The sequence below is a fragment of the Plastoroseomonas hellenica genome (assembly GCF_018129085.1).
GTDB lineage: Bacteria > Pseudomonadota > Alphaproteobacteria > Acetobacterales > Acetobacteraceae > Plastoroseomonas > Plastoroseomonas hellenica.
Genome location: NZ_JAAGBB010000076.1, coordinates 1 through 21410, shown reverse-complemented (window position 1 = coordinate 21410; position 21410 = coordinate 1). Strand labels below are relative to the sequence as shown.

21 protein-coding genes and 1 pseudogene are annotated in these 21410 nt (G+C 69.8%); 6 read left to right on the top strand and 16 right to left on the bottom strand.

Annotation, left to right across the window (positions count from 1 at the left end; translation table 11 throughout):
• The coding region (locus tag GXW71_RS31795) for an Hpt domain-containing protein (RefSeq protein ID WP_211857388.1) at window positions 1–485 on the bottom strand (485 nt) is incomplete at its 3' end.
• A gap of 163 nt (window positions 486–648) precedes the next feature.
• On the opposite strand from GXW71_RS31795, the gene GXW71_RS31790 reads away from it, so the two are divergent.
• The 4 genes from GXW71_RS31790 to GXW71_RS31775 all read left to right on the top strand — a co-directional run bounded on the left by GXW71_RS31790 (window position 649) and on the right by GXW71_RS31775 (window position 3141).
• Window positions 649–828 (top strand): DUF3553 domain-containing protein, encoded by a 180-nt coding sequence (locus GXW71_RS31790; RefSeq protein WP_211857385.1) that lies wholly within the window; start codon window positions 649–651, stop codon window positions 826–828.
• Window positions 825–1580, top strand: a complete 756-nt coding sequence (locus GXW71_RS31785) for a sulfite exporter TauE/SafE family protein (RefSeq protein ID WP_211857380.1) — start codon at window positions 825–827, stop codon at window positions 1578–1580. Before GXW71_RS31790 ends, GXW71_RS31785 begins: the two co-directional genes overlap by 4 nt.
• A 171-nt stretch (window positions 1581–1751) precedes the next feature.
• Window positions 1752–2744 (top strand): GTP 3',8-cyclase MoaA, encoded by a 993-nt coding sequence (moaA, locus tag GXW71_RS31780; RefSeq protein ID WP_211857378.1) that lies wholly within the window; start codon window positions 1752–1754, stop codon window positions 2742–2744.
• 1 nt (window position 2745) lies between these two features.
• Window positions 2746–3141: a hypothetical protein gene (locus GXW71_RS31775; RefSeq protein ID WP_211857376.1), complete on the top strand. Its 396-nt coding sequence runs from the start codon at window positions 2746–2748 to the stop codon at window positions 3139–3141.
• 18 nt (window positions 3142–3159) lie between these two features.
• Here the strand turns inward: GXW71_RS31775 and GXW71_RS31770 are convergent, their stop codons facing one another.
• The 12 genes from GXW71_RS31770 to GXW71_RS31715 form a co-directional block, all read right to left on the bottom strand.
• On the bottom strand, window positions 3160–3966 hold the full coding sequence (locus GXW71_RS31770) for an ABC transporter permease (protein WP_211857374.1): 807 nt from the start codon (window positions 3964–3966) through the stop codon (window positions 3160–3162).
• A complete protein-coding gene (locus tag GXW71_RS31765; protein WP_211857372.1) occupies window positions 3963–4805 on the bottom strand; it encodes an ABC transporter permease in 843 nt (280 codons plus the stop codon). Before GXW71_RS31765 ends, GXW71_RS31770 begins: the two co-directional genes overlap by 4 nt.
• A gap of 4 nt (window positions 4806–4809) precedes the next feature.
• Window positions 4810–5871: an ABC transporter ATP-binding protein gene (locus GXW71_RS31760; RefSeq protein ID WP_211857363.1), complete on the bottom strand. Its 1062-nt coding sequence runs from the start codon at window positions 5869–5871 to the stop codon at window positions 4810–4812.
• Entirely contained in the window at window positions 5868–6926 is a 1059-nt protein-coding gene (locus tag GXW71_RS31755; protein ID WP_211857361.1) for an ABC transporter substrate-binding protein, read from the bottom strand. Before GXW71_RS31755 ends, GXW71_RS31760 begins: the two co-directional genes overlap by 4 nt.
• A gap of 109 nt (window positions 6927–7035) precedes the next feature.
• The gene (locus tag GXW71_RS31750) at window positions 7036–8172 is read right to left on the bottom strand and encodes a M24 family metallopeptidase (RefSeq protein ID WP_211857359.1); all 1137 of its coding nucleotides are present in this window, start codon (window positions 8170–8172) and stop codon (window positions 7036–7038) included.
• The gene (locus GXW71_RS31745; protein WP_211857350.1) at window positions 8172–9503 is read right to left on the bottom strand and encodes an NAD(P)/FAD-dependent oxidoreductase; all 1332 of its coding nucleotides are present in this window, start codon (window positions 9501–9503) and stop codon (window positions 8172–8174) included. Before GXW71_RS31745 ends, GXW71_RS31750 begins: the two co-directional genes overlap by 1 nt.
• Before the next feature lie 69 nt (window positions 9504–9572).
• A complete protein-coding gene (locus GXW71_RS31740) occupies window positions 9573–10505 on the bottom strand; it encodes a LysR substrate-binding domain-containing protein (protein WP_211857348.1) in 933 nt (310 codons plus the stop codon).
• A 45-nt stretch (window positions 10506–10550) separates the two neighbouring features.
• A complete protein-coding gene (locus GXW71_RS31735; protein ID WP_211857346.1) occupies window positions 10551–11906 on the bottom strand; it encodes an MmgE/PrpD family protein in 1356 nt (451 codons plus the stop codon).
• A gap of 70 nt (window positions 11907–11976) precedes the next feature.
• Complete coding sequence (locus GXW71_RS31730; RefSeq protein WP_211857344.1) at window positions 11977–12819, bottom strand: alpha/beta fold hydrolase; 843 nt, start codon at window positions 12817–12819, stop codon at window positions 11977–11979.
• Entirely contained in the window at window positions 12819–13295 is a 477-nt protein-coding gene (locus tag GXW71_RS31725) for a hotdog family protein (protein WP_211857340.1), read from the bottom strand. The genes GXW71_RS31730 and GXW71_RS31725 overlap by 1 nt, the downstream gene beginning before the upstream one ends.
• A gap of 5 nt (window positions 13296–13300) precedes the next feature.
• Entirely contained in the window at window positions 13301–13819 is a 519-nt protein-coding gene (locus GXW71_RS31720; protein ID WP_211857338.1) for an FAS1-like dehydratase domain-containing protein, read from the bottom strand.
• Window positions 13820–13846: 27 nt separating this feature from the next.
• Complete coding sequence (locus GXW71_RS31715; RefSeq protein WP_211857330.1) at window positions 13847–15082, bottom strand: CaiB/BaiF CoA transferase family protein; 1236 nt, start codon at window positions 15080–15082, stop codon at window positions 13847–13849.
• A gap of 122 nt (window positions 15083–15204) precedes the next feature.
• Between GXW71_RS31715 and GXW71_RS31710 the strand changes: the two genes are divergently transcribed.
• The gene (locus tag GXW71_RS31710) at window positions 15205–15867 is read left to right on the top strand and encodes a DsbA family oxidoreductase (RefSeq protein ID WP_211857321.1); all 663 of its coding nucleotides are present in this window, start codon (window positions 15205–15207) and stop codon (window positions 15865–15867) included.
• Window positions 15868–15912: 45 nt separating this feature from the next.
• Here the strand turns inward: GXW71_RS31710 and GXW71_RS31705 are convergent, their stop codons facing one another.
• From GXW71_RS31705 to GXW71_RS31695, 3 genes are read right to left on the bottom strand one after another with little or no spacing between them, the layout of a single operon-like run.
• The gene (locus GXW71_RS31705) at window positions 15913–16971 is read right to left on the bottom strand and encodes a serine hydrolase domain-containing protein (RefSeq protein ID WP_211857319.1); all 1059 of its coding nucleotides are present in this window, start codon (window positions 16969–16971) and stop codon (window positions 15913–15915) included.
• A gap of 5 nt (window positions 16972–16976) precedes the next feature.
• The gene (gene mfd, locus GXW71_RS31700) at window positions 16977–20423 is read right to left on the bottom strand and encodes a transcription-repair coupling factor (protein ID WP_211857317.1); all 3447 of its coding nucleotides are present in this window, start codon (window positions 20421–20423) and stop codon (window positions 16977–16979) included.
• Complete coding sequence (locus GXW71_RS31695; RefSeq protein WP_246527070.1) at window positions 20423–20716, bottom strand: FAD assembly factor SdhE; 294 nt, start codon at window positions 20714–20716, stop codon at window positions 20423–20425. Before GXW71_RS31695 ends, mfd begins: the two co-directional genes overlap by 1 nt.
• 57 nt (window positions 20717–20773) lie before the next feature.
• On the opposite strand from GXW71_RS31695, the pseudogene GXW71_RS31690 reads away from it, so the two are divergent.
• Window positions 20774–21410, top strand: a pseudogene (locus GXW71_RS31690) (ATP-dependent DNA helicase RecG); the annotation flags it as partial.

The following is a 21410-nucleotide window of genomic DNA, read 5'->3' as shown; positions in this document are numbered from 1 at the left end:
GGCAGGGCGGCGGGAGCCGGTGGCGCGGCCGGAGCGGCCTCCGCGACGGGGGCGGCGTGCATGGCAGGGGCGGCTTGCGTGGGCGGGGCGGCAGCGGAAGGCGCCTCCTCTCCCGCATAGGCCGCGTCCAGCGCTGCGATGATCGCGGCGTCGTCGCCGGCAGGCTCGGCGCCGGTCGCCTCCAGCCCCCGGATGATGGCGCGGATGGCGTCGAGCGCCCTCAGGATCAGGCTGATGCCGCCTTCGGTGACACGCAGGCTGCCGTCCCGATAGGAGCCGAGGACGTTCTCCGCGGCATGCGCCACCTTCTCCAGTCGGCCGAGGCCCAGGAAGCCGCAGGTGCCCTTGATGGTATGGACCAGGCGGAACACCTCGGCCAAGGTCGGCATGTCGTTCGGCACTTTCTCGAGCCGCAACAAGGCGCCGTCGAGGGCGGCAATGCCCTCGTTGGTCTCCATCAGGAAGTCGGCCAGAAGATCGTCCATCGTAGTCCCCGCGCCAGCGTTGCCATCAATCTCGGCTGCTTCAGGCGAAGATTCGGTAAAGTCCGAGCGGCTCCCCTCCCGCCGGGCCCCGCCCGGGTGCGCGGCGAGCGGGCAGCCGGTATGCTCGGATCGGCTCCTGACAAAACCGCAATGATGTGAGGTCATGCCCAGCCTGATCGAACCCGGCATGCGCGTCCGCCACCCGGACCGGCCCGACTGGGGCGTCGGTCAGGTGCAGTCGGTCGTGGGGGAACGCGTCACCGTGAATTTCGAGAATGCAGGCAAACTGCTCATCAATACCGCGGTCGTCACCCTGGACGTGGTGGACCTGCCCCGCGCATGACCCCCGAAATCGAGGCGATCCTCGCCGGTCTCCTGACCTGGAGGCTGGCGGCGGCGGCCCTTGCCGTGATCGTCGCCGGGCTGATGCGCGGCTATGCCGGCTTCGGCACCGCCATCCTGCTGGCGCCGATCTTCTCCGCCCTCTGGGGGCCGCGGGCGGGGGTGCCGATCCTGCTGCTGATGGAAATGCTGGTCTCCGTCCAGCTCCTGCCGAAATCCTGGCGGGAGGCCAATCACAAGGTGATCCTGCCGATCGGCGCGGCGGCGGCCGTCGCCACCCCGATCGGCGCCTATATCCTGCTCACCGCCGATGGCGACCTGCTGCGCCGGGTGATCGGCGGCCTGGTCCTGGTCTTCGGCTTCGCCCTGATGTCGCGCTGGCGCTACCACGGCAGCCGGCCGCTGCCGCTCAACCTCGCGATCGGCACCGTCTCCGGCCTCATGAAGGGGGCCACCGGCATGAGCGGGCCCCCGGTCATCCTCTATCTGCTGGCCGGCCGGGAAGCGGCGCGGGAGCACCGCGCCAACCTGATTCTGTTCTTCGCCACCATCGCCGTGGTCTCGGTGATCCCACCCCTGGTCGGCGGCATCATCGACGCGACCGTGCTGCTCCGCACCGCCCTGCTGCTGCCGCTGATGCTGGTCGCGGTGCCGATCGGCGCCCGGCTGTTCCATGTGGTCCCGGAACGCTGGTATCGCCGTTTCGCCTTCGGGATGCTGATCTCGGCGGGCTGCCTCGCCCTCCTCGCGTAATGGCGGACCGGTCGCTCGATCGGTCCGAGGCCGCGAATGCGTCACGCCGGAGGCGTGCCTTCGGCCCGACGCGCCTGAGGGGCAATGCAGATTGAGGAAGCCCTTGCCAATGCCGGGGGGGACGGACCAAATCAGCGCCATGCGCGCCCCGTCCCGTACCGGTTCCCGCCGATGATCGACCCCTTCAACCGGCCGATCAGCTACCTCCGCGTCTCGGTCACCGACCGCTGCGACCTCCGCTGCGTCTACTGCATGGCGGAAGACATGACCTTCCTGCCGAAGGCCGAGGTGCTGAGCCTGGAGGAGCTGGACCGGCTCTGCGGCACCTTCATCGGCCTCGGTGTCGAGAAGATCCGCCTCACCGGCGGCGAGCCGCTGGTGCGCAAGAACGTCATCCAGCTCTTCCGCAGCCTCGGCGCCCGGCTTGGCGAAGGCGGGCTCAAGGAGCTGACGGTCACCACCAACGGCAGCCAGCTCACGAAGCTGGCCGATGACCTCCGTGGCGCCGGCGTGCGCCGCATCAATGTCAGCCTGGACACGCTGGACCCCGCGGCCTTCACCGCGATCACCCGCTGGGGCAAGCTGGATGCGACGCTGGACGGCATCTTCGCCGCCAAGGCCGCCGGCCTCGCGGTCAAGATCAACGCCGTCGCGCTGAAGGGCGTCAACGAGCATGAATACGACCGCATGCTCGCCTGGTGCGGGGAGCATGGTTTCGATCTGACCCTGATCGAGACCATGCCGATGGGCGATATCGGCGGCGACCGCACAGACCAGTACCTGCCGCTCTCCCGCGTCCGCGCCCGGCTGATGGAGCATTGGACGCTGGAGGAGACCGACTACCGCACCGGCGGCCCGGCACGGTACTTCACGGTGCGGGAAACCGGCCGGCGCATCGGCTTCATCACCCCCCTGACCCATAATTTCTGCGAAAGCTGCAACCGGGTGCGGCTGACCTGCACCGGGACGCTCTACATGTGCCTCGGCCAGGACGATGCCGCGGATCTGCGGCGCCCGCTGCGCGATCCCGCGATCGGCGAGGAGGGGTTGCGCGCCGCGATCCTCGACGCCATCACGCGCAAGCCGAAAGGCCATGATTTCGTCATCGGCCGCCGCGAGGATGGCCCGGCCGTCGCTCGGCACATGAGCGTGACTGGGGGCTGACATGCCGCAGATACTTCAGGATCTGGCTGCGAAGCTGGCCATTCCCGGCCTGCCCGACTGGGTCGGGCTGATCTTTCTGCTGCTGCTGGCGCTCGCCGCCCTCGCCTTCCTGCTGATGCCCTTCAGCGTCTTCGGCGTGAAGGGCCGGCTGGACCAGATCGAGGCGCAGCTCGAGGAGCTGCGCGCGGAACTCCGGGCCCTGCCGCTGCGGCTGCAGGACCAGCCGCGCCCGCGCAGCGGCGGCCGCGTGGTGGAGGAGGATTGGGTGGAACCGCCGGTCGCCCCGCCCCGCCCCTCCGCTGCGCCGCGCATGACCCCGCCGGTGCCCCCGCCCGCCGCCTGGCCATCGGAGAACCGCCGGGCCGAGCCGAAGCTGGACTGGCCGCCGCGGCGCTGAAACGGCGGCGGCGAACCGTCACCGCGCCGGCAGCGCCCCGCCGCCCCGGAACCGCCGGATCGCGGCATCGATCGCCAGTGCCGCCGCGGTCACCGCGATCAGCAGGGTGCTGACCGCGGCAATGGTCGGCTCCACCTCCAGCAGCAGGCTGTTCCAGATCCGGACCGGCAGCGTCTCCGCCCGGATGCCGGCCAGGAACAGCGAAATCACCAGCTCGTCGAAAGAGGTCAGGAAGGAGAAGAGCGCTGCGGAAACGACACCTGGCAGCGCCAGAGGCAGCACCACGCGTCGGAACACGCCCCAGCGCGTGCAGCCGCAGACCATCGCCGCCCGCTCCAGCGCCGGATCGACGGTGCGCAGCGCCGATTGCAGGATCACCAGCACCACCGGCAGCGCGACCACGGTATGCGCCACCGCGATCCAGGGCCGGAAGCCGACCAGCCCCATGCGCGCCGAGAGGAAGTAGACCGCTACCGCCGTGATCACATGCGGCACGATCACCGGCGTCAGCAGCAGCGACGCCAGCACCCGCTTGGTGCGGAATTCCCCCCGCACCATCGCATAGGCGGCGAGGAAGCCGACCAGCGTCGACAGCGCCGAGGTCATGACGCCGATGAACAGCGAGTTGAGGATCGCCGCGCGCCAGCGCGGGTCGCCGAGGAACCGCTCATACCAGCGGAACGAAAGGCTCTCCGGCGGGAACTTCAGGTAGCCATCGCCGCTGAAGGAGGCGATAGCGACGATGATGATCGGCGCCAGCAGCCCGAAGCAGAGTAGGACGACCAGCGCCTTCAGCAAGGTCGCCCGCAACACCGGTCCCATCATCGCTGCAGCTCCCCCTGCCCCGGCTCCGCATAGCGGCTGTAGACGGCGTAGAGGATCAGCGTCACCGCCAGCAGGACGATGGTCATCATCGCGGCCGTCGGCCAGTTCTGCGTGAGCTCCACCTCGCGTTCGATCAGCATGGCGATCATGATGTCGGCGGGCCCACCCATCAGCGCGGGCGTGATGAAGAAGCCGATCGCCAGGATGAAGGTGATCAGCACGCCCGCGACCACGCCATGCAGGGTCAGCGGCATGAAGACGCGCCGGAACACCTGCCCGGGCGAGGCGCCCATCCCCTCCGCCGCCTGCAGCAGCCGTGGGTCAACCGCCTTCATCGCGGCATAGAGCGTCAGCACCATGTAAGGCAGCAGCACATAGGTCATGCCGATGACGACGCCGGTGCGGTTGTAGAGCAGGTCCAGCGGCGCCCCGATCAGGCCGAGCCCGAGCAGCACCTGGTTGATCAGCCCGTTCCGCCCGAGCAGCACCATCCAGGCATAGGTGCGCACGATGGTGCTGGTGAAGTAGGGCAGCACGATGCAGAGCAGGATCAGGGTGAAGGCGAAGCCCCGCGCGCGGGACAGCGCGTAGGAGACGGGATAGCCGATCAGCAGCACCAGCAGCGTCACCACGGCGCCGATGCCGTTGGTGTTGAGGATGACGCGGCCGATGGTGTCGGAGAACAGCACCGCCTCCATCTCCTCCCGGATATCGGCGAGCGTCCCGAGCTCGCGGAGGGAGGAGACCAGGAACCAGCCGATCGGCATCAGGAAGACGCCGAACAGCAGCACCAGGGCGGGGGCCAGCAGCAGCCAGGCGGGGAGACGTCCGAGCGGCATCGTCTCACCCTGCCAGCAGCCGGCTGTCCTCGGCGCGCCAACTCAGCGTCACCGCGTCGCCGGGCTGATGCAGCACCGCCCCCGCGCCGTTGGCCGCATCGCAGAGCACCGTGGCGCCATCCCCCGCCTCCACGGCGTAGCGCACGATATTACCGAGGAAGGAGGCGTGCAGCACGCGTCCCGGCAGATGGTTCGGCAGCACCTCCGCCAACCCGGCGGCGACGCTCACCTTCTCCGGTCGGACAAAGAGCAGCGCCTCACCGCCTGGCGGCGTGCCCGCACTCGTGGCCAGCACGGCGCCGCCCGGGCCGCGCACCACCTCCCCGTCCCGCCGCGCCCGCAGCAGGTTCGCCTCGCCGAGGAAGGCGGCGACGAAGCTGTCGTCGGGCTTTTCGTAGACCTCGCGCGGCGGGCCAAGCTGCGCGATCCGTCCCCGATCCATGATCGCGATGCGGTCGGACATGGTCAGCGCCTCCTCCTGGTCATGGGTGACATAGATGACCGTCATGCCGAGGCGGCGCTGAATCTCCTTGATCTCGACCTGCATGTGGTAGCGGAGGTTCTTGTCGAGCGCGCCGAGCGGCTCGTCCATCAGGACCACCTTCGGATGCGCGACGATGGCGCGCGCCAGCGCGACCCGCTGCTGCTGCCCGCCCGAGAGCTGGCGCGCGTAGCGCGCCTCGAAGCCGGTCAGCTTCACCATCGCCAGCGCCTCGGCGACGCGCGCCGTCACCTCGGGCTTCGGCGCGCCGCGCACGGTCAGCGGGAAGGCGACGTTCTCCGCGACGTTCAGATGCGGGAAGATCGCGTAGTTCTGGAACACCATGCCAAGGCCGCGCCCGCGCGGCGGCACCCGCGTCATGTCGCGCCCGCCCATCACCACGCGGCCCTCGTCCGGCACCACGAAACCGGCCAGCATCGAGAGCGTCGTCGTCTTCCCGCTGCCGGAGGGGCCTAGCAGGGTGAAGAACTCGCCTTCGGGGATAGCGAGCGAGACGCCCGCCACCACCGCCTCCGACCCGTACCGCTTGGTGACCGCCTCGAGCGCGACGGAACCCGCGCTCACCGCAGGACCCAGCGCGACCAGGCGCGCGTCACGCGTTCGCGGTTCTCATGCCACCAGACGATGTTCTGATAGAAGCCGCTGCGACGCGAATTCTCGCCACCCGGCATGCGCGCGCGCTCATCCGGTGTCAGCAGGTCGAAGGCACGTTCATTGGTCGGGCCGTAGATCAGCGCCTTCGCATAGCCGGCCTGGACCTGCGGCTGCATCATGAAGTCGGCCAGCCGCTGCGCGCCTTCGACATTGCGCGCATCCTTGAAGATGCCGAGCGCCTGGACCTGGATCATGTGCTCGTTCCAGGTATAGGCGAGCGGCGCATTACGATCGATCAGCGTCTGCAGGCGCCCGTTCCAGATCGAGCCCAGCACCACTTCCCGGTCCGACAGCATCTGCGCGGAGAGCGCGCCGGTGTCCCAGAAGCGGCGGATCTGCGGCCGGATACGGCTCATCGAGCGCAGCGCGCGGTCGAGGTCGATCGGGTAGAGCTGGTCCTTCGGCACCCCGTCAGCGAGCAGCGCGAATTCGAGATTCACCGAGGCGCTCGCGATATCGGCCAGCATGCGCGGCCCCGGGAAGCGGCCGGCATCCCAGAAATCCGCCCAGGACTTCGGATGATTGTCGCCCGGGAAGCTCTCGCGGTTGTAGGCGAGCACGGTCGCGTAGGTGAAGTTGCCGACGCGATAGGGCAGCTTGACCTCCGAAGTCACGTCCTCGGGCTTCGACCAGCGCCAGCGATCATAGGCGATCGGCGCCAGCGCCCCCATGCCTTCCAAGGTCATGAGCTGGGCGTCGCCGGTGTCGATCAGGTCGAGCTCGACATTGTTGGCACGGAACATTGCGATCAGCTTGGCCGCGGTCGCTGCGACGACCGTGACGCGGATGCCCGTCTCCCGGGTGAAGGGATCGTAGACATGCCGGCGCATGACGTCGTCATAGGCGCCGCCCGGCGTGCGCACGATCACCTCGCCATCCGCCCGCGCGGGGCGCGCGATGGTCGCCGGCGCAGCGAGGGCGGTGCCGATCAGCAGGCGGCGCGGCAGTTTCAGGTCGTCTGTCATGATGTGCCCCTCTGTATCGCTTGGCCGTGTGTGGCATTCGCCCGCCTGGCGCTTGTCGCGGCGCCTTGAGCGGGCTCGGTCGGCAAGTCGGGACGCGCGTCCGTCCCGCTCAAGGGTTCACGAACAGGCCGCGCGGCAGGCGCGTCAGCAGTTCCGGCCCGTTCTCGGTCACAAGCACGGTCTCGCTCAGCGCCGCGCCACCGGCCGAGGCGTAGATGTGGAACACCATCCCCGCCTCGATCGCCCAATTCGCCTCGGGGTGCAGGATGCGCGTGAAGTCGCTGGTGCGGGGCCCGGCATCGCCGTAGAGGCCGAGCGTATAGCCGGTGATGTTGTCGTAGCTGTCGCGAAGCCCGGCCTCGATCACGCCCCGGCGCAGGATGGCATCGACATCGGCGGCGATCGCGCCGGGCTTCAAGGCGGCGATCTGCCGGTCCTGCAGCTCGGCCAGCAGCGTCGCGGCGCGGCTGCGCTCCGGTTCCGGCTCGCCCAGCACCACGCAGCGCATGACCCGGGCGCTGTAGCCGTGGATGCGGGGCGTCAGCTCGATATGCACGACATCGCCGCGGGCCAGCGGCGCGTCGCCCAGATGCCCGTGCAGGAAGTCCCAGCCGCGCCCGGCGGTGATCGGGCCCGGCCGATAGGGATCGCCCCCCATCTCGACGAAGGTCATCTGCGCGCGCTTGGCCGCATCCCGCTGGCTGGCGCCGGGGATGCAGAGTGCGGCGGCGTCCTGCAGCGCCTGATCCGCGATCCCGGCGGCGCGGCGCAGTAGCGCGATCTCGGCGGGTGACTTGATCAGCCGCAGCTCCGCCACGACCGCCCCGATATCCACGAATTCCGCCCGTGGCAGCGCCGCCCGCATCGCCGCGAAGCGGGCGACCGACATGCCGTAGCTGTCGAAATCGAGCCCGATCCGCGCCCCATCCAGTCCGCGCGCGGCGAGCGCCGCGGCCAGGACCGGCATCGGATCCTCCCAGTCCCGATAGGTCGGCACATCCGCGATCCAGCTCCGCTCCCGGCAGACTGAGGCATCCAGCGCGCGGATCAGGAAGAAGGGTTCGCCCTCCAGCGGGATGGCGACGCAGCGCCAGCGATTGGCGGAGCTGCCGAAGCCCGAGATCCAGGTCATCGCCTCGATCTCGTCGAACAGCGCCACTGCCACACCGGCCGCGCGCATCCGTGCCTTCAGCCGCAGCAGCCGGAGCGCGAACTCCTTGGCCGTGAAGTAGGGATGCGCGCCCATTACCGTCCCTCTCGCAGGCGCCAGCCGTCGAGCCGGTCGCGGAGCTGATAGGCCATGCCGATGAAGGGCATGAACCATGGCCTGCCATCATAGAGCGGAACGGTCTTGAATTTCAGCCGCGCGAAGGCGGAGACCCGGTTCGACCCGCCCAGGATCTGCTGCGCCGCAACCTGGCCGAAATGCGTCATGGTCACGACGCCGCTGCCGTTGCAGGCCATGGCGTAGTGAACGCCGTCCTCGACGCCGACATGCGGCATCATGTCGAAGGCGAAGGCGACGTTGCCCTTCCAGGAATGGGTGAGCTTCACGCCGGCCAGGTCCGGGATCAGGTCGACCATGAAGCGGTGCAGCGTCTCCGCCGAATGCCGGGTGTCGGCATTGACGAAGCTCGCGCGGCCGCCGAACAGGATGCGCCGATAGTCCGGCGACGGCCGGAAATAGTAGAGCACCTTCTTGGTGTCGCCGTAGACGCGCAGCTTCGGCAGCGCCCGGCGCACCCGCTCCTCGCCGATCTCCTCGGTGGCGATCATGTAGCTCGCGACCGGCACCAGGCGCCGCCGGTGCCAGGGCGTGGCGCCGCCGGTATAACCATTGGTCGCGAGCATCAGGTGCCGCGCCCGCACCGGGCCGCGGCTGGTCTCCAGCGCGAAGGCGCCATCGGCGGCGCGCCGATAGCCGCGGAGCTCCACGCCCCCGATCAGCGTGGCGCCCTGCCGCGCCGCCGCCTGGGCGAGCGAGCGGACGTATTTCCCCGGATGCAGCGACCCCGCCCGGTGCAGCACCATGCCGCCATGGAAGCGGTCGGTCGCGATCTCCTCGGCCACGCGCTCGCGCGGGATCAGGAAGGCCTGCTCGCTGCCGGTCGCATTGACCAGCTCGGCACGGCGCTTCAGCCCCTCCATCGCCTTCGGGGCATGGGCGCCGACGAAGCGGCCGCAGCGGACGAAGTCGCAGTCCAGCCCCTCCCGCGCGACCAGCGCCTCGAAATTCTCGAAGGCGGATTCGCCTTCCTCGACGAGCTCGGCCACGAACTTGGCGCCGAAGGCCTCGACCAGGTCGGAGCGCACCTTGCCGAGCCCGCCCGCCCCGCTCAGCGCGCCGCCATTGCGGGAGGAGGCGCCCCAACCGATCGCCTCGCGATCGATGACCAGCGCCTTCACCCCGTTGCGCCCCAGCTCCAGCGCGGTGGAGAGGCCGGCGATGCCGCCGCCGATGATCGCCACCTCGACACTGTCGGACAGCGGCGCTTCCGCGGGGGTCGGAGGAGCGGCGTCCCACCAATAGGGGCGCTCGACGAAGCCAGGGGCGAAAGGGCCGGATGTGTCAGTCATGCGACAGGCAGGCTCGCATGTATACGCGGCGCCACTCCATACCAATCGGTTATGAGGTGGTGCTTCGGCTTATGATGCCGCCACCTGCGCCGCGACCCGGTCCACCACCGCGCGCGCCGCGTTGCGGATGCTTTGCGCCAGCACCGCCCGACCGAAGGTGTCGCGCACCTCCTCCGGCCAGATCAGATGGTAGTGGAAGGTGACGGCCGGCTCGAAGGGCCGCAGCACCAGGCCCTGGTGGAGATAGGCGGAGGCCGCCAGGGAATCCGCGATGGTGATGCCGAGGCCTGCCGCGGCCATGGCGACGGCGCCCGCGGTCATGCGGCATTCGAGCGATTCCAGCGGCCGTGCCCCGCTGCCGCGGAGTGCTTCCTCGATCAGCGCCTGGCGCCCCTCTTCCCGCGACAGGGCGATATAGGCTTCGCCGTCGAAATCCCCGGCGCGCACCACGGGCTTCGCCGCCAGGCGATGGCCGGGTGCCATCACGCACCAGCCACGGGTGCGGATCAGGGGTGAGGAGCGCACGCCCGGGATGTTCGGCACGCTGACGCCGATGCCGAGATCGGCCTGCCGGGACGCCACCAGCCCGAGCACGCCGCCGGCCGCGCGGGAATGGATCGACAGCGTCTCCCGCCGCCCCTCGGCCCGCCAGGCGACCACGGCGGCCGGCAGCAGGGTGAGGGTCAAGGTCGGCAAGGAAGCGATGACCACCCGGCGTGGCGACTGCGCGCGCAGCCGCTCCGCCAATGCCGCCACTTCCTCGATGCCGATGAAGACGCGCTCGGTCTCCTCGTGCAGCGCCTGGGCGGTGGTGGTCGGCACCAGCCGGCCGCGCACCCGCTCGAACAGTGGGAAGCCGGCCAGTGCCTCGGTCTGCGACAGCAGGCGGCTCACCGCCGGCTGGGAGATGCCGAGCATCGCCCCGGCGCCGGTGACGGTGCCGCTGCGCATGATGGCGCGGAACGCCTCCAGATGCCGGAACTCAAGCGATTTCTTGGCCATGGGCGACCAGCCTCGCGGCTCGCCGCCATCAGGGTCAACCCTTCATCAGGCGGCGGCGGCGATCTGGCGGGCCTGGATTGTATCGAGCGCGAGCAGGCGGTCGAACAGCGATTCAGCGCGCGCCACCTCGCCGCCGACCTCGAGGCAGGCCCGGAATTTTTCGAAGAGCTCGCCGTCGGAAAGCGGGATCGTCGCATGGCCGCGGGCGCGGCGGATCTCCGGCCCGTCGATGACGCGGCCATCCTTCAGCGTGACGACCACCTTGTCGAAGCGGGAGCCGGAAGGGCTTTCCGGGTCGTAGTCCTGGTTCGGCAACACCTGCACCTTCGTCATCAGGGCCTGCACATCAGGGCGCCGCACAAAGGCATCGGTCAGCTCCGGCAGGCCGACGCGGCCGGCGATGACGGAGGCGGCCATCGCGAACTGCATGCTGAACTTCGCCTCCAGCCCGGTCTGCGGCTTGGCGTTGCGCAGAATGGTGGCGAAGCGGTCGCTGATATGCACCTCGACCTTGGCGACGTCATCGGCGCCGAAGCTGTTTCCGCGCACCAGCTCCAAGGCGCCATCGATCGCGCGGTGCGTGCAGTAGCAGGCCGGGAACTTCTTGATGCTGAGGCCTTCGGTCAGGATGCGGAACTGGTGGCCGATGGTCGCGGCACTCTCGCGATCCACCTCGCCATGCTGCGAGACGGCGCTCAGGAAGCCCTGCGGATGCTCGATCGCATCGGCGGACGCGGTGAACCCCGCCTTGGCCAGCCGCGCCGCCATCAGGCCAGAATGCGCCGAGCGCCCGGCATGGAAGGGCTTGGTCATGGTGCCGAAATTCGCCATCAAGCCAGCGCTCTGTGAGGCGCCGAGCGCGATCGCCATGGTCGCGCGCTCCGCATCCAACCCATGCAGCCTGGCGCAGGCCGCGGCGGCGCCGATGGCGCCGAGCACCCCGGTCGGGTGCCAGCCCTTGCTGTGCAGCATGCCGCGCTCGCGCCGGATCAGCTCGGCCCAGACCTCGTAGCCCGCGACATAGGCGGTTAGGATGTCGGTGCCCGACGACCCCAGCGCCTCCGCCTCCGCCATGATCGCCGGCACCAGCACGGTCGAGGGATGGCCGCGCAGCGACACGTCGTCGAAATCGAGTACATGCGCCGCGGTGCCGTTGATCCAGGCGGCCTCCGGTGCCGGGGCGCGGAGATCGCTGAAATAGAGCGTCGCCTCGCCGCCCGTGGGCGCCCCAGTGGGTAGCAGCGTCCGGCGCAGGATCTGCGGTGCGTCATCGTCGCGGCCGGCGATCATTACGCCGACGCAGTCGATCAGCCCCATGCGGGCAATGCGGAAGGCCTCGGCCGGGATGGTCCTCCGGTCGAGCCCGGCGACGAAGGCGCCAAGCGCGCGGGTGAGTGCCATGGCATGGTCTCCCTTATGTGGAGCGCTGATTCAGGCCTCCGGGCCATCCGACCCTTCGACCATCGGCCGCTCAGGCGACGCCCGGCGACGGGCGCGGGTTGTCGAGATAGTCATGCAGCACGGTATCGAGCGCCGCCGGATCCTCATAGGCGATCCAGTGCCCGACGCCGGGCAGGATTGTGACGCGGGCGTCCGGCTGCAGCGCGCGCAGCGCCGCGACCCGCTCCGGCAGGCCCCAATAGGCAAGCTGGTCCCGCTCACCCCAGATCGCGTCCACCGGGACGCGCAGCCGCTCCAGCGCACGCCGCAGCGCCCCCGCCGCGACATAGGCCCGGGTATCGAGACGGGAGTGCCGCGAATTCCAATCCTGGAGATCGAGCGCCAGATCGTCGATGCCAGCGGGATCGGCGATCATCATCAGCCCGAGATTGGTCCGGTGCGCCTCCCGCAACTCGTCCCCGGTCTTGCCGCGCACCTTCTCCAGGATCATCGGCGTCTTGGCCGGCACCAGCCCGCCAGCGCCGATCAGGGTGAGCGAGCGCGCCCGATCGCCGATGATCAGTGCCACATGCGCACCGACCGTCGATCCGAAGGAGAAGCCGACGAGGTCGACCTGCTCATTCGGACCGAGTTGCGACAGCAGCCCTTTCGCCACCACCGCGGCCACGGTCTCGATCGCCGCGGGCTCCGGCGGCAGGTCGGATTCGCCAAGGCCGGGCAGGTCCGGCACCAGCAAATGGCGGCTGCCCTTCCAGGCCGGGATGGTGCGCAGCCAATGCCGCCAGGACCCGACGCCGCCGTGGAACAGCGCCATCGGCGCGCCCTGCCCCCAGGCATGCCAGACCATGCGCCCCTCGCCGCAGGGCGTCTCGATGCGGCGGGCCTCGGCCAGCAGGGCGGCGACCGGGTCCATCAGGCGGCCGGCGGCACGAAGGGATAGGGCACCGGCGCGCGGCCGCGATAGGGCAGCGCCACCACCGCCGAGCCCGGTGTCGATTCCACCCCCTTCTCATTGCGGATGCCGACATCGAGGTCGATCAGCCCGTAGTCCGCCGCCTCCCGCTTGCCCTTCACGATCGCCCAGATCGAGAGCGTCTCGCCCACGATGTTCATGGCGCGGAACTGGAACTTGATCTGCCAGACCCAGCCGGCGCGCCCCGCCCAGTCCTTCAGGAGCTGGGCGATGAACTGCTGCTTCAGCGACCCGTTGATCAGCAGGCCGGGCAGCTTGTCATGCTCCATCGCGAAAGGCTTGTCGTAGTGGATCTTATGCCAGTTCTCCATCGCGGCCGACCAGCGCATCAGGTGCGGCGTCGTCAGCGGCCCCTTGGCGAGCGGCGCCACCTGGTCGCCGATGGCGACATCCTCGAAATCGATCCTCTCGCGCATGTCGCTCACCGCCGGATGATGGTCTTGCGCGCGCGCAGCAGAAGCTGGCCCGCCTCGGTCGTGAACTCGGTCTCGATGATGACGAAGATCATCGGGCCGGATTTCGTCTCGCGCTCGTAGATATCGGCGTAACGCGACTTCTGCAGCACGCGCTCGCCGTGCCTGGCATAAGCGAAGAACTCGATCTCGGCGCCGCCGTTCAGCAGGGCCAGACCGTGCAGCGGCAGCTCCGGCAGCCCGCTGCCGACGCCCATGACGATGCCGTCGTAATCCGGATCGTCAGCGCGCTCCGTCATGGTGTCGGGCGCGCCGAAGGGCGTGCGGAACATGAAGGTCGGGTAGATCGGCGGCGCCACCGCACCACCATAGCGCGCGCCCGCCGCCGCATCGGCATAGGCGGGATCGGGGTCCATGATCGCCTGCGCGTAGCGCCTGACAGCGCCGGGCTCCACCGCGTCGCAGGCGAAGAAGGGCTCGCTTTCGGTTCCGATGAATGCGCGCGCCTCTTCGGTCAGCAGCGCCATGTCCGGGTTCCTCCTGAATGCTTGTGATCAAATGGCATGCTGCGGCTGGTCGCCACGGCGCCATCCCTCGTCCAGGCCGACGACGCCGCGCGCCGCGAGCGATGCGATCTCCGCCTCCGCATAGCCGAGGCCCTGCATCACCTCCGCGGTGTGCTGACCGAGGCGCGGCGGCGGCAGGCCGATCGCGGCCGGCGTCTCGCTCAGCTTCACCGGCAGTCCCGCCATCCGTACGGCGCCGAGGCCGGGCAACGCGATCTCCTCGACCATCCGGCGGGCGCGCACCTGCTCCTCCTCGACCACCTTGTCGATCCGGTTGATCGGGCAGCAGGGCACGTCATTGGCCTTGAGGCGAGCCTCCCAGTCGGCGACCGGCCGCGTCGCCACGACCTCCCCGATCAGCCGGATCAGTTCCAGCCGGTTCGCGACCCGCCGTGCCGCATCGGCGAAGCGCGGGTCCTCTGCCCAATCCAGCCGCTCCAGCGCGGCGCAGAGCCCGCGCCACATGCGCTGGTTGAAGGCCGAGATGACGATCCAGTCATCGGCCGCCTTGAAGGCGCGGTAGGTCGGGCTGGTCAGCGCGCCGCTGCCCGAGGGCCCCGGCACCTCGCCGGAGGCGAAGAAGCGGGTGATGAAATGCGCCAGCATCGCCATCTGGCCTTCGAGCAGGGAGGTATCGACGCGCTGGCCGCGCCCGGTGCGATGCCGCGCCTCGATCGCCATCATGACGCCGATGGTCCCGAGCATGCCTGCGCCGATGTCGGCGACCGAGATGCCCATCTTGACGGGGCCGCCGCCTTCCTCGCCGGTGATGCTCATGCCGCCGGAATAGGCCTGCATGAAGAGGTCGTTCGCCGGATCCTCCGCCCGCGGGCCGCTCGCGCCGAAGCCGCTGATCGAGCAGTAGATCAGCCGCTCGTTCAGCTTCTGCAGGCTTGCCCAATCGAAGCCGGCGCGGGCGAGCGCGCCGATGCGGTAGTTGTCGACCAGCACATCGGCATCAGCGATCAGCCGGCGCGCGACCTCGATGCCGTCCGGCGCCTTCAGGTCGAGCGCGACGCTGCGCTTGTTGCGGTTCGCGGAGGCGTAATAGTAGCCCATCGCGCCCGCGAAATGCGGCGGCCAGGAACGGCTGTCGTCGCCGGCGCCGACCCGCTCGATCTTCACCACCTCCGCACCGAAATCGCCGAGCGTCATGGCGCAGAACGGCCCGGCCATCGCCACGCCCACTTCGACCACGCGCAGCCCTTCGAGCGGCCCGCCCATGCTGTTCCCCCCTCGCTCGACGGCGCTTATTATTCGCTTGGCAAATGCGCTACTTGATTTTCGGAGGCTACACGTGCCCTGGCCGGCTGTAAACCGCGCCCGGGCGGGTCTATCCTGCGGCCGTGAACCTGCTGTCCCCGCCTCGCGCCCGCATCACGGTCGAGATCGTCTTCGACCTGGTCTGTCCCTGGTGCTTCCTCGGCACGCGCCGGCTGCTGCGCGCCTTGCGCTCCCGGCCCGACGTGCTGGCGGAGTTGCAATGGCGCCCCTTTCTGCTCAATCCCGATATCGCGCCGGACGGCATCGCCCGGCAGGACTACCTGGTGCGCAAATTCGGCGGCGAGGATCGCGCGCGGCGCCTGCATGCCGCGATCGCCGATGTCGGCCGGCAGGAGGGCATCGATTTTCGCTTCGACCGGATCCGCCGCATCCCCTCCTCCGTCGATGCGCATCGCCTGGTGCGCTTCGCCGCCCAGCACGGGCTGGCGGAAGCGATGGTGGACAGGCTCTACGAGGCCTATTTCCTGGAAGGCGCCGATATCGGCGCCACCGAAACCCTGGCGGCCCTCGGCGCCGCCATCGGGCTCGAGTTCCGCGCCACCCGGCAATTCCTCTATGGCCATGCGGAGACCGAGGCCGTGCATGCGGACAACCTCCGCGCCCACCGCCTCGGCATCAACGGCGTGCCCTGCTTCGTGATCGGCGGCCGCCACGCCATCGCCGGCGCCCAGGAACCCGAAGTGCTGGAGCGGCTCCTGGAGGTCGCACTCGTCGAAGGGATCTGACTCTCAGCGCCGCTAAGGCCGGCGAAGGCCGGTCTGCCAATGCGGTCAGCCGGCCTCCGGGTCGGCGCCTGGATCCTGGACGCCCGCCGCGTTCAGGATCAGCCACAGGATATGGCCCATCTGCCGTTCGCTGACCGAGGTGCCATCGGTCTGATGCACCGCCACCAGATCATGAGCCGGGTCGACGACGACGAACTGCCCGCGCGACCCATCGGCCCAGAACCCGCCCGGCGGCAGATTCATGATGGTAACGCGCCGGTCCGGGAACCCCGTCCACCACATGTAGCCGTAGCCCGACCGCAGATAGGTCTCCGACCAGGCCGTGGTGCTCTCTCGTATCCAGGCCGCAGGCACCACCTGCCGGTCCCGCCAGCGCCCCTGGCGCAGATAGAGCAGACCGAAGCGGGCGAGGTCGCGGGCGCTCATGCGGAAAGGATGGGCCGCGTGCATGGACGCCTCGCCACCCAGGCTCCGACCATCGGATGGCCGATAATCCTGCATGCCGAGCGGGCCGGCGATCTCCGCTTGGAAGGCCTGGAATATCGTGGTGCCAGTGGCGCGCTCGTAGATCGTGCCGAGCGCGTTGAAATCCCAGTTGTTGTAGTACCAGAAGCGGCCGGGGGCGTGGCTACCGCGTGCCGGCCGGCGGCGTGCCATGCCCTCGGTCTCATAGAGCGCCGGGTGGTAGATGCCCGATCGCGCCTGCAGCAACTGCCGCACTGTCGCCTGCTTCTCGACCTCCGTCAGAGACGGCGGGACGTCATCGATGCCGAGCGCCGCCATGGTGTCATCGAGATTGATGCGCCCATCCCGCACCGCGATGCCGATCAGCGCGCTCAACAGGCTCTTCCGCACCGAATAGAGCTGCAGCTTGCTGGTGATGTCGCCCCAGCTCTCGATGATCCGCCCATGCTGCAGGACGATGAAGCTCGCCGTGCCGGCGCGCTGCGCATAGGCCCGCGCCTCCGCCAGCAGATCCGGCCGCCAGCCTGCCGCCTCCGGCGTGATGCGGTCCCATTCCGTGCCCGGCCAGGCTTCGTCCGCCGCTAGCGCCGGCCATCCGGCAGCGATCAGCAGGCTGGCCAGGACATCACGGCGATGCATGGCGCCTAGGCCGCCTTCGCCTGCCGTGCCAGCTTCGCCAGATTGGCCATCAGGTCGCGCGCCACCTTCACCCGCTGCGGCAGGTCCATGTCGCGCAGCAGGGCCAGCTTGTGATCGGGCCGCAGCTTCACGGCCCCCTTCTGCGCCTGCACCCAGCCGATCAGCCCGGCCGGGTTGCCGAAACGGTTATGCCGGAAGCTGACGACCACGCCTTTCGGCCCGGCATCCAACTTCTCCACCCCCGCCTCCCGGCAGAGCCGCTTGATCGAGACGACCTGCAGCAGGTTCTCCACCTCCGGCGGCAGCGCCCCGAAGCGGTCCGCGAGCTCGGCCGCCATGGCGTCGATCTCGCGGTCGGAAGCCAGCCCGCCGATGCGGCGATAGAGGCCGAGCCGCACCGGCAGGTCGCGCACATACTCCTCCGGGATCAGCACCGGCAGGCCGAGCCCGATATTCGGGGTGAAGTCCCGCCCCTCATCCTCGCGCTTCTTGCCCGCACCGGCGCGGAGATCCGCCACCGCCTCCTCCAGCATCTGCTGGTAGAGCTCGATGCCGACTTCCCGGATATGGCCGCTCTGCTCGTCGCCCAGCAGGTTGCCGGCGCCGCGGATGTCGAGGTCGTGGGAGGCGAGGGTGAAGCCGGCGCCGAGGTTGTCGAGCGTCTGCATCACCTCGAGCCGCTTCTGCGCGGCAGGCGAGAGGCGGTGTGCGGCCGGCCAGGTCAGGAAGGCATAGCCGCGCAGCTTGCCGCGCCCGACGCGGCCGCGAAGCTGATAGAGCTGCGCCAGCCCGAACAGGTCGGCACGATGGATGATCAGCGTGTTGACCGCCGGCATGTCGAGCCCGCTCTCGACGATGTTGGTCGAGAGCAGGATGTCGTGCTTGCCGTCGCCGAACTCGGTCATCACCCGTTCGAGCTCGGTCGGCGAGAGCCTTCCATGCGCCTCCGCGATCCGCGCCTCGGGGACGATCTCGCGCAGCCGTTCCGCGACGCGCGGCATGTCCTCGAGCCGCGGCGTGACGCAGAAGATCTGCCCGCCGCGGAAGCGCTCGCGCTGGATCGCCTCGCGCAGCACCACGGTGTCCCAGGGCATGATGAAGGTGCGCACCGCCAGCCGGTCGACCGGCGGCGTCGCGATCACGCTCATCTCCCGGACCCCGGTGAGCGCGAGCTGCAGGGTGCGCGGGATCGGCGTCGCGGTCAGTGTCAGCACATGCACATCGGTCTTGAGCTGCTTCAGCTTCTCCTTGTGGGCGACGCCGAAATGCTGCTCCTCGTCGACGATGACCAGGCCGAGATCGGCGAACTCAACGCTCTTGGCCAGCAGCGCATGGGTGCCGACCACGATGTTGATGGCGCCGTCCTTCAGCCCGGCCCGCACCGCCGCCGCATCCTTCGCATTCACCATCCGGGAGAGCTGCGCGACCTTCACCGGAAAGCCCTCGAACCGCGCCGAGAAGGTACGGAAATGCTGGCGGGAGAGCAGCGTCGTCGGCACCACGACGGCGACCTGCGCGCCGGTCATCGCGACCGCGAAGGCCGCGCGCAGCGCGACCTCGGTCTTGCCGAAGCCGACATCGCCGCAGATCAGCCGGTCCATCGGCCGGCCGCTCGCCATGTCCTCCAGCAGGTCGGCGATGGCGCGGCTCTGGTCCTCGGTCTCGGCGAAGGGGAAGCGGGCGCAGAACTCGTCCCAGAGCCCTTCCGGCGGCGCCACCGGCACGCCTTCCCGGGTCTGGCGCTCGGCGGCGATGCGGATCAGCGCACCCGCCATGTCCTGGATGCGCTGCTTGGCGCGGGCCTTGCGGTTCTGCCAGGAGATGCCACCGAGCTTGTCGAGGGCGACGCCCGCGGTCTCGGTGCCGAAGCGAGACAGCACCTCGATGTTCTCGACCGGGACAAACAGCTTGTCGCCGCCGTCGTAGACCAGGCGCAGGCAGTCATGCGGCGCGCCGGCGACCTCGATGGTCTCGAGGCCGTCATAGCGGCCGATGCCGTGGTCCTGGTGCACGACGAGGTCGCCCTCGGCGATCTCGGTCGCATCGGCGATGAACTGGTCGGCCCGCTTGCGCCGGCGCGGCGGCCGCGCGATGCGCTCGCCAAGCAGGTCCTGCTCGCCGGTGACGGAAAGCCCGGGGGCGGCGAAGCCACGCTCCACCCCCATCACCACCAGCGCGACGACGCCTTCCGGCAGCTTGCGCACCGCCTTCCAGTCGTCCGCTGCCTCCGACGCGACGCCGTTCTCCCGCAGCAGGTTGCCGAGCCGGTCGCGGCTGCCCCGCGTCCAGGCGGCCAGCACCGGGCGGCGCTTCTGCACCACCTGCGCGTTCGCGTGCTCGGCATAGGCGGCGAAGACGTTCTGCCCGGCCGCGCGCGCCTCGCTGAACAGCAGGCCGGGCCGGCCTTCGGCATCGATCCCCTGCTCGCCAGGCGGCTTGGCGAAGGGCGAGAATCGCAGGATCTGGAGGTCGTCCAGCATGTCGTGCCAGGCGGCACGGTCGAGATAGAGGCGGCCGGGCGGCACCGGGCGATACGGCACCTCGCCCTCCGCAACCCGCACCGGCGTGCGCCGCGCCTCGTAGTGATCGGCGATCATCTCGAAGCGCGCCGTCAGCACATCCTCACCCTGGTGGTCGAGCGAGAGGCTGGCGCCCGGCGCGTAGTCGAGCAGCGTCTCCATCGCATCGTAGAAGAGGCCGGCCCAATGCTCCATGCCGGGGTGCTTGCGTCCGGCACTGAGCGAGACATAGAGCGGGTCCTCGGCCGCCGCATTGCCGAATAGCTCGCGATAGCCAGCGCGGAAGCGGGCGATGCTCGCCTCGTCCAGGAACACCTCGCCGGAAGGGCGCAGCACCAGCCGTTCCACCTTGGCGCCGCTGCGCTGGGTGCCGGTGTCGAAGCGGCGCAGGCTCTCGACCTCGTCGCCGAAGAAGTCGATGCGGACCGGGTCCGTCTGACCCGCAGGGAAGACATCGAAGATGCCGCCACGCATGGCGTATTCGCCATGCTCCATCACCGTGCCGGTACGGCCGTAGCCGTTCGCTTCCAGGAAGCGCGCCAGCGCCTCGGGTTCCAGCCGTCCGCCAGGTGCGAGGCTCAGGGTCGCGCCGGCGAAGGCGGCGCGCGGCGGCACCTTCTGCACCAGCGCATTGATGGTGGTCAGCAGGATGCGCGGGCCACGGGCCGGCTCCAGCAGCCGCGTCAGCGTCGCGACCCGCTCCGCCACGAGTTCCGGGTTGGGCGAGACCCGGTCATAGGGCAGGCAGTCCCAGGCCGGAAAGCGCAGCACCTCGACTTCGGGCGCGAAGAAAGCGAGCGCATCGGCCATCCGCGCCATGCGGGCATCGTCGCGGCAGGCATGGACGACCGGGACGTCCACCTCCGCCCGGCGCCGCGCCAGCAGCAGCGCGTCATAGCCCTCCGGCGCGCCGTGGACCGTGAGGATGGGCATCAGCGAGCGAAACCGGGCGGCAGGCCGGCGCCGGGCTGCATGCTCTCGGCCGCCATGCGGGCCAGCATCGGCGTCATGACCTCGTCCGGAATCGGGCGCCGGCCCGAGAGCCAGTCCGCCAGATCGACGTCGAGCAGTTCCAGCACCGCCTCCAGCTCATCCAGCTCCGATGCGGTGAAGGTCGCGATATGGCGCGCGACGAAGCCGCCGACCAGCAGGTCGGTTTCCTTCGTGCCCCGGTGATGGGCACGGAACAGCAGGCGGCGGCGGCGGGGGTCGGTGATTTCGGTCATCTCGGCGGAAACGTCAGCCGCTGGCATATAGGCCGGCATGGAATGGCTGTCAGCCCGATGACGGATCCCCTCGCCCCGCTGCTGGCACCGATTGCTGCGCTGCCCGGCGTGAAGAAGCCCGACCTGCTGGCCAAAGCCGCAGGGGGCGAGCGCGTGCTCGACCTGCTGCTGCACCTCCCGGAGCGCATCCAGCGCCGGCCGGTGCTGACGCGACTCGACGGCGCCACCGAGGGCCAGGAGGTGACGCTGGTGCTTCTCGTCGAAGGCGAACCGAAACGCACGCGCAGCGGCCCCTGGCGCATCGCGGCGCGCTGCGGCGATGACAATCTGGACATCATCTCCTTCTCGCGCGCCGTCTGGGCAGGCACGGCGCTGGCCCGCCGCCTTCCGATCGGCGAGGAACGCCGCGTCGCGGGGCGGCTGCGCGCCTTCTCCGGCCGCTGGAACCTGGAGGTCGATGCCGATCCGCTGATCGAGCCGCCGACCCGCATCCCGGAATGGCAGCCGATCTGGCCGCTGACCGCCGGCCTCCTGTGGCCGCAGGTCGCGCGTGCGCAGGAGGCCGCGCTGGCGGCGCTGCCCGGCCTGCCCGAATGGCAGGACCCGGCGCTGCTGCTGCGCGAAGCCTGGCCGGGCTTCGGTGCGGCGCTGCGCGCGCTGCACGCGCCGGAGGCGCCGCCGGGCGAGGGCCCAC

What these genes read in the sequence shown, in the direction of transcription:
- GXW71_RS31790 (WP_211857385.1), top strand. Translation starts at nt 649, where the DNA reads ATGCCCAGCCTGATCGAACCCGGCATGCGCGTCCGCCACCCGGACCGG.
- GXW71_RS31785 (WP_211857380.1), top strand. Translation starts at nt 825, where the DNA reads ATGACCCCCGAAATCGAGGCGATCCTCGCCGGTCTCCTGACCTGGAGG.
- moaA (WP_211857378.1), top strand. Translation starts at nt 1,752, where the DNA reads ATGATCGACCCCTTCAACCGGCCGATCAGCTACCTCCGCGTCTCGGTC.
- GXW71_RS31775 (WP_211857376.1), top strand. Translation starts at nt 2,746, where the DNA reads ATGCCGCAGATACTTCAGGATCTGGCTGCGAAGCTGGCCATTCCCGGC.
- GXW71_RS31770 (WP_211857374.1), bottom strand. Translation starts at nt 3,966, where the DNA reads ATGATGGGACCGGTGTTGCGGGCGACCTTGCTGAAGGCGCTGGTCGTC.
- GXW71_RS31765 (WP_211857372.1), bottom strand. Translation starts at nt 4,805, where the DNA reads ATGCCGCTCGGACGTCTCCCCGCCTGGCTGCTGCTGGCCCCCGCCCTG.
- GXW71_RS31755 (WP_211857361.1), bottom strand. Translation starts at nt 6,926, where the DNA reads ATGACAGACGACCTGAAACTGCCGCGCCGCCTGCTGATCGGCACCGCC.
- GXW71_RS31750 (WP_211857359.1), bottom strand. Translation starts at nt 8,172, where the DNA reads ATGGGCGCGCATCCCTACTTCACGGCCAAGGAGTTCGCGCTCCGGCTG.
- GXW71_RS31745 (WP_211857350.1), bottom strand. Translation starts at nt 9,503, where the DNA reads ATGACTGACACATCCGGCCCTTTCGCCCCTGGCTTCGTCGAGCGCCCC.
- GXW71_RS31740 (WP_211857348.1), bottom strand. Translation starts at nt 10,505, where the DNA reads ATGGCCAAGAAATCGCTTGAGTTCCGGCATCTGGAGGCGTTCCGCGCC.
- GXW71_RS31735 (WP_211857346.1), bottom strand. Translation starts at nt 11,906, where the DNA reads ATGGCACTCACCCGCGCGCTTGGCGCCTTCGTCGCCGGGCTCGACCGG.
- GXW71_RS31730 (WP_211857344.1), bottom strand. Translation starts at nt 12,819, where the DNA reads ATGGACCCGGTCGCCGCCCTGCTGGCCGAGGCCCGCCGCATCGAGACG.
- GXW71_RS31725 (WP_211857340.1), bottom strand. Translation starts at nt 13,295, where the DNA reads ATGCGCGAGAGGATCGATTTCGAGGATGTCGCCATCGGCGACCAGGTG.
- GXW71_RS31720 (WP_211857338.1), bottom strand. Translation starts at nt 13,819, where the DNA reads ATGGCGCTGCTGACCGAAGAGGCGCGCGCATTCATCGGAACCGAAAGC.
- GXW71_RS31715 (WP_211857330.1), bottom strand. Translation starts at nt 15,082, where the DNA reads ATGGGCGGGCCGCTCGAAGGGCTGCGCGTGGTCGAAGTGGGCGTGGCG.
- GXW71_RS31705 (WP_211857319.1), bottom strand. Translation starts at nt 16,971, where the DNA reads ATGCATCGCCGTGATGTCCTGGCCAGCCTGCTGATCGCTGCCGGATGG.
- mfd (WP_211857317.1), bottom strand. Translation starts at nt 20,423, where the DNA reads ATGCCCATCCTCACGGTCCACGGCGCGCCGGAGGGCTATGACGCGCTG.
- GXW71_RS31695 (WP_246527070.1), bottom strand. Translation starts at nt 20,716, where the DNA reads ATGACCGAAATCACCGACCCCCGCCGCCGCCGCCTGCTGTTCCGTGCC.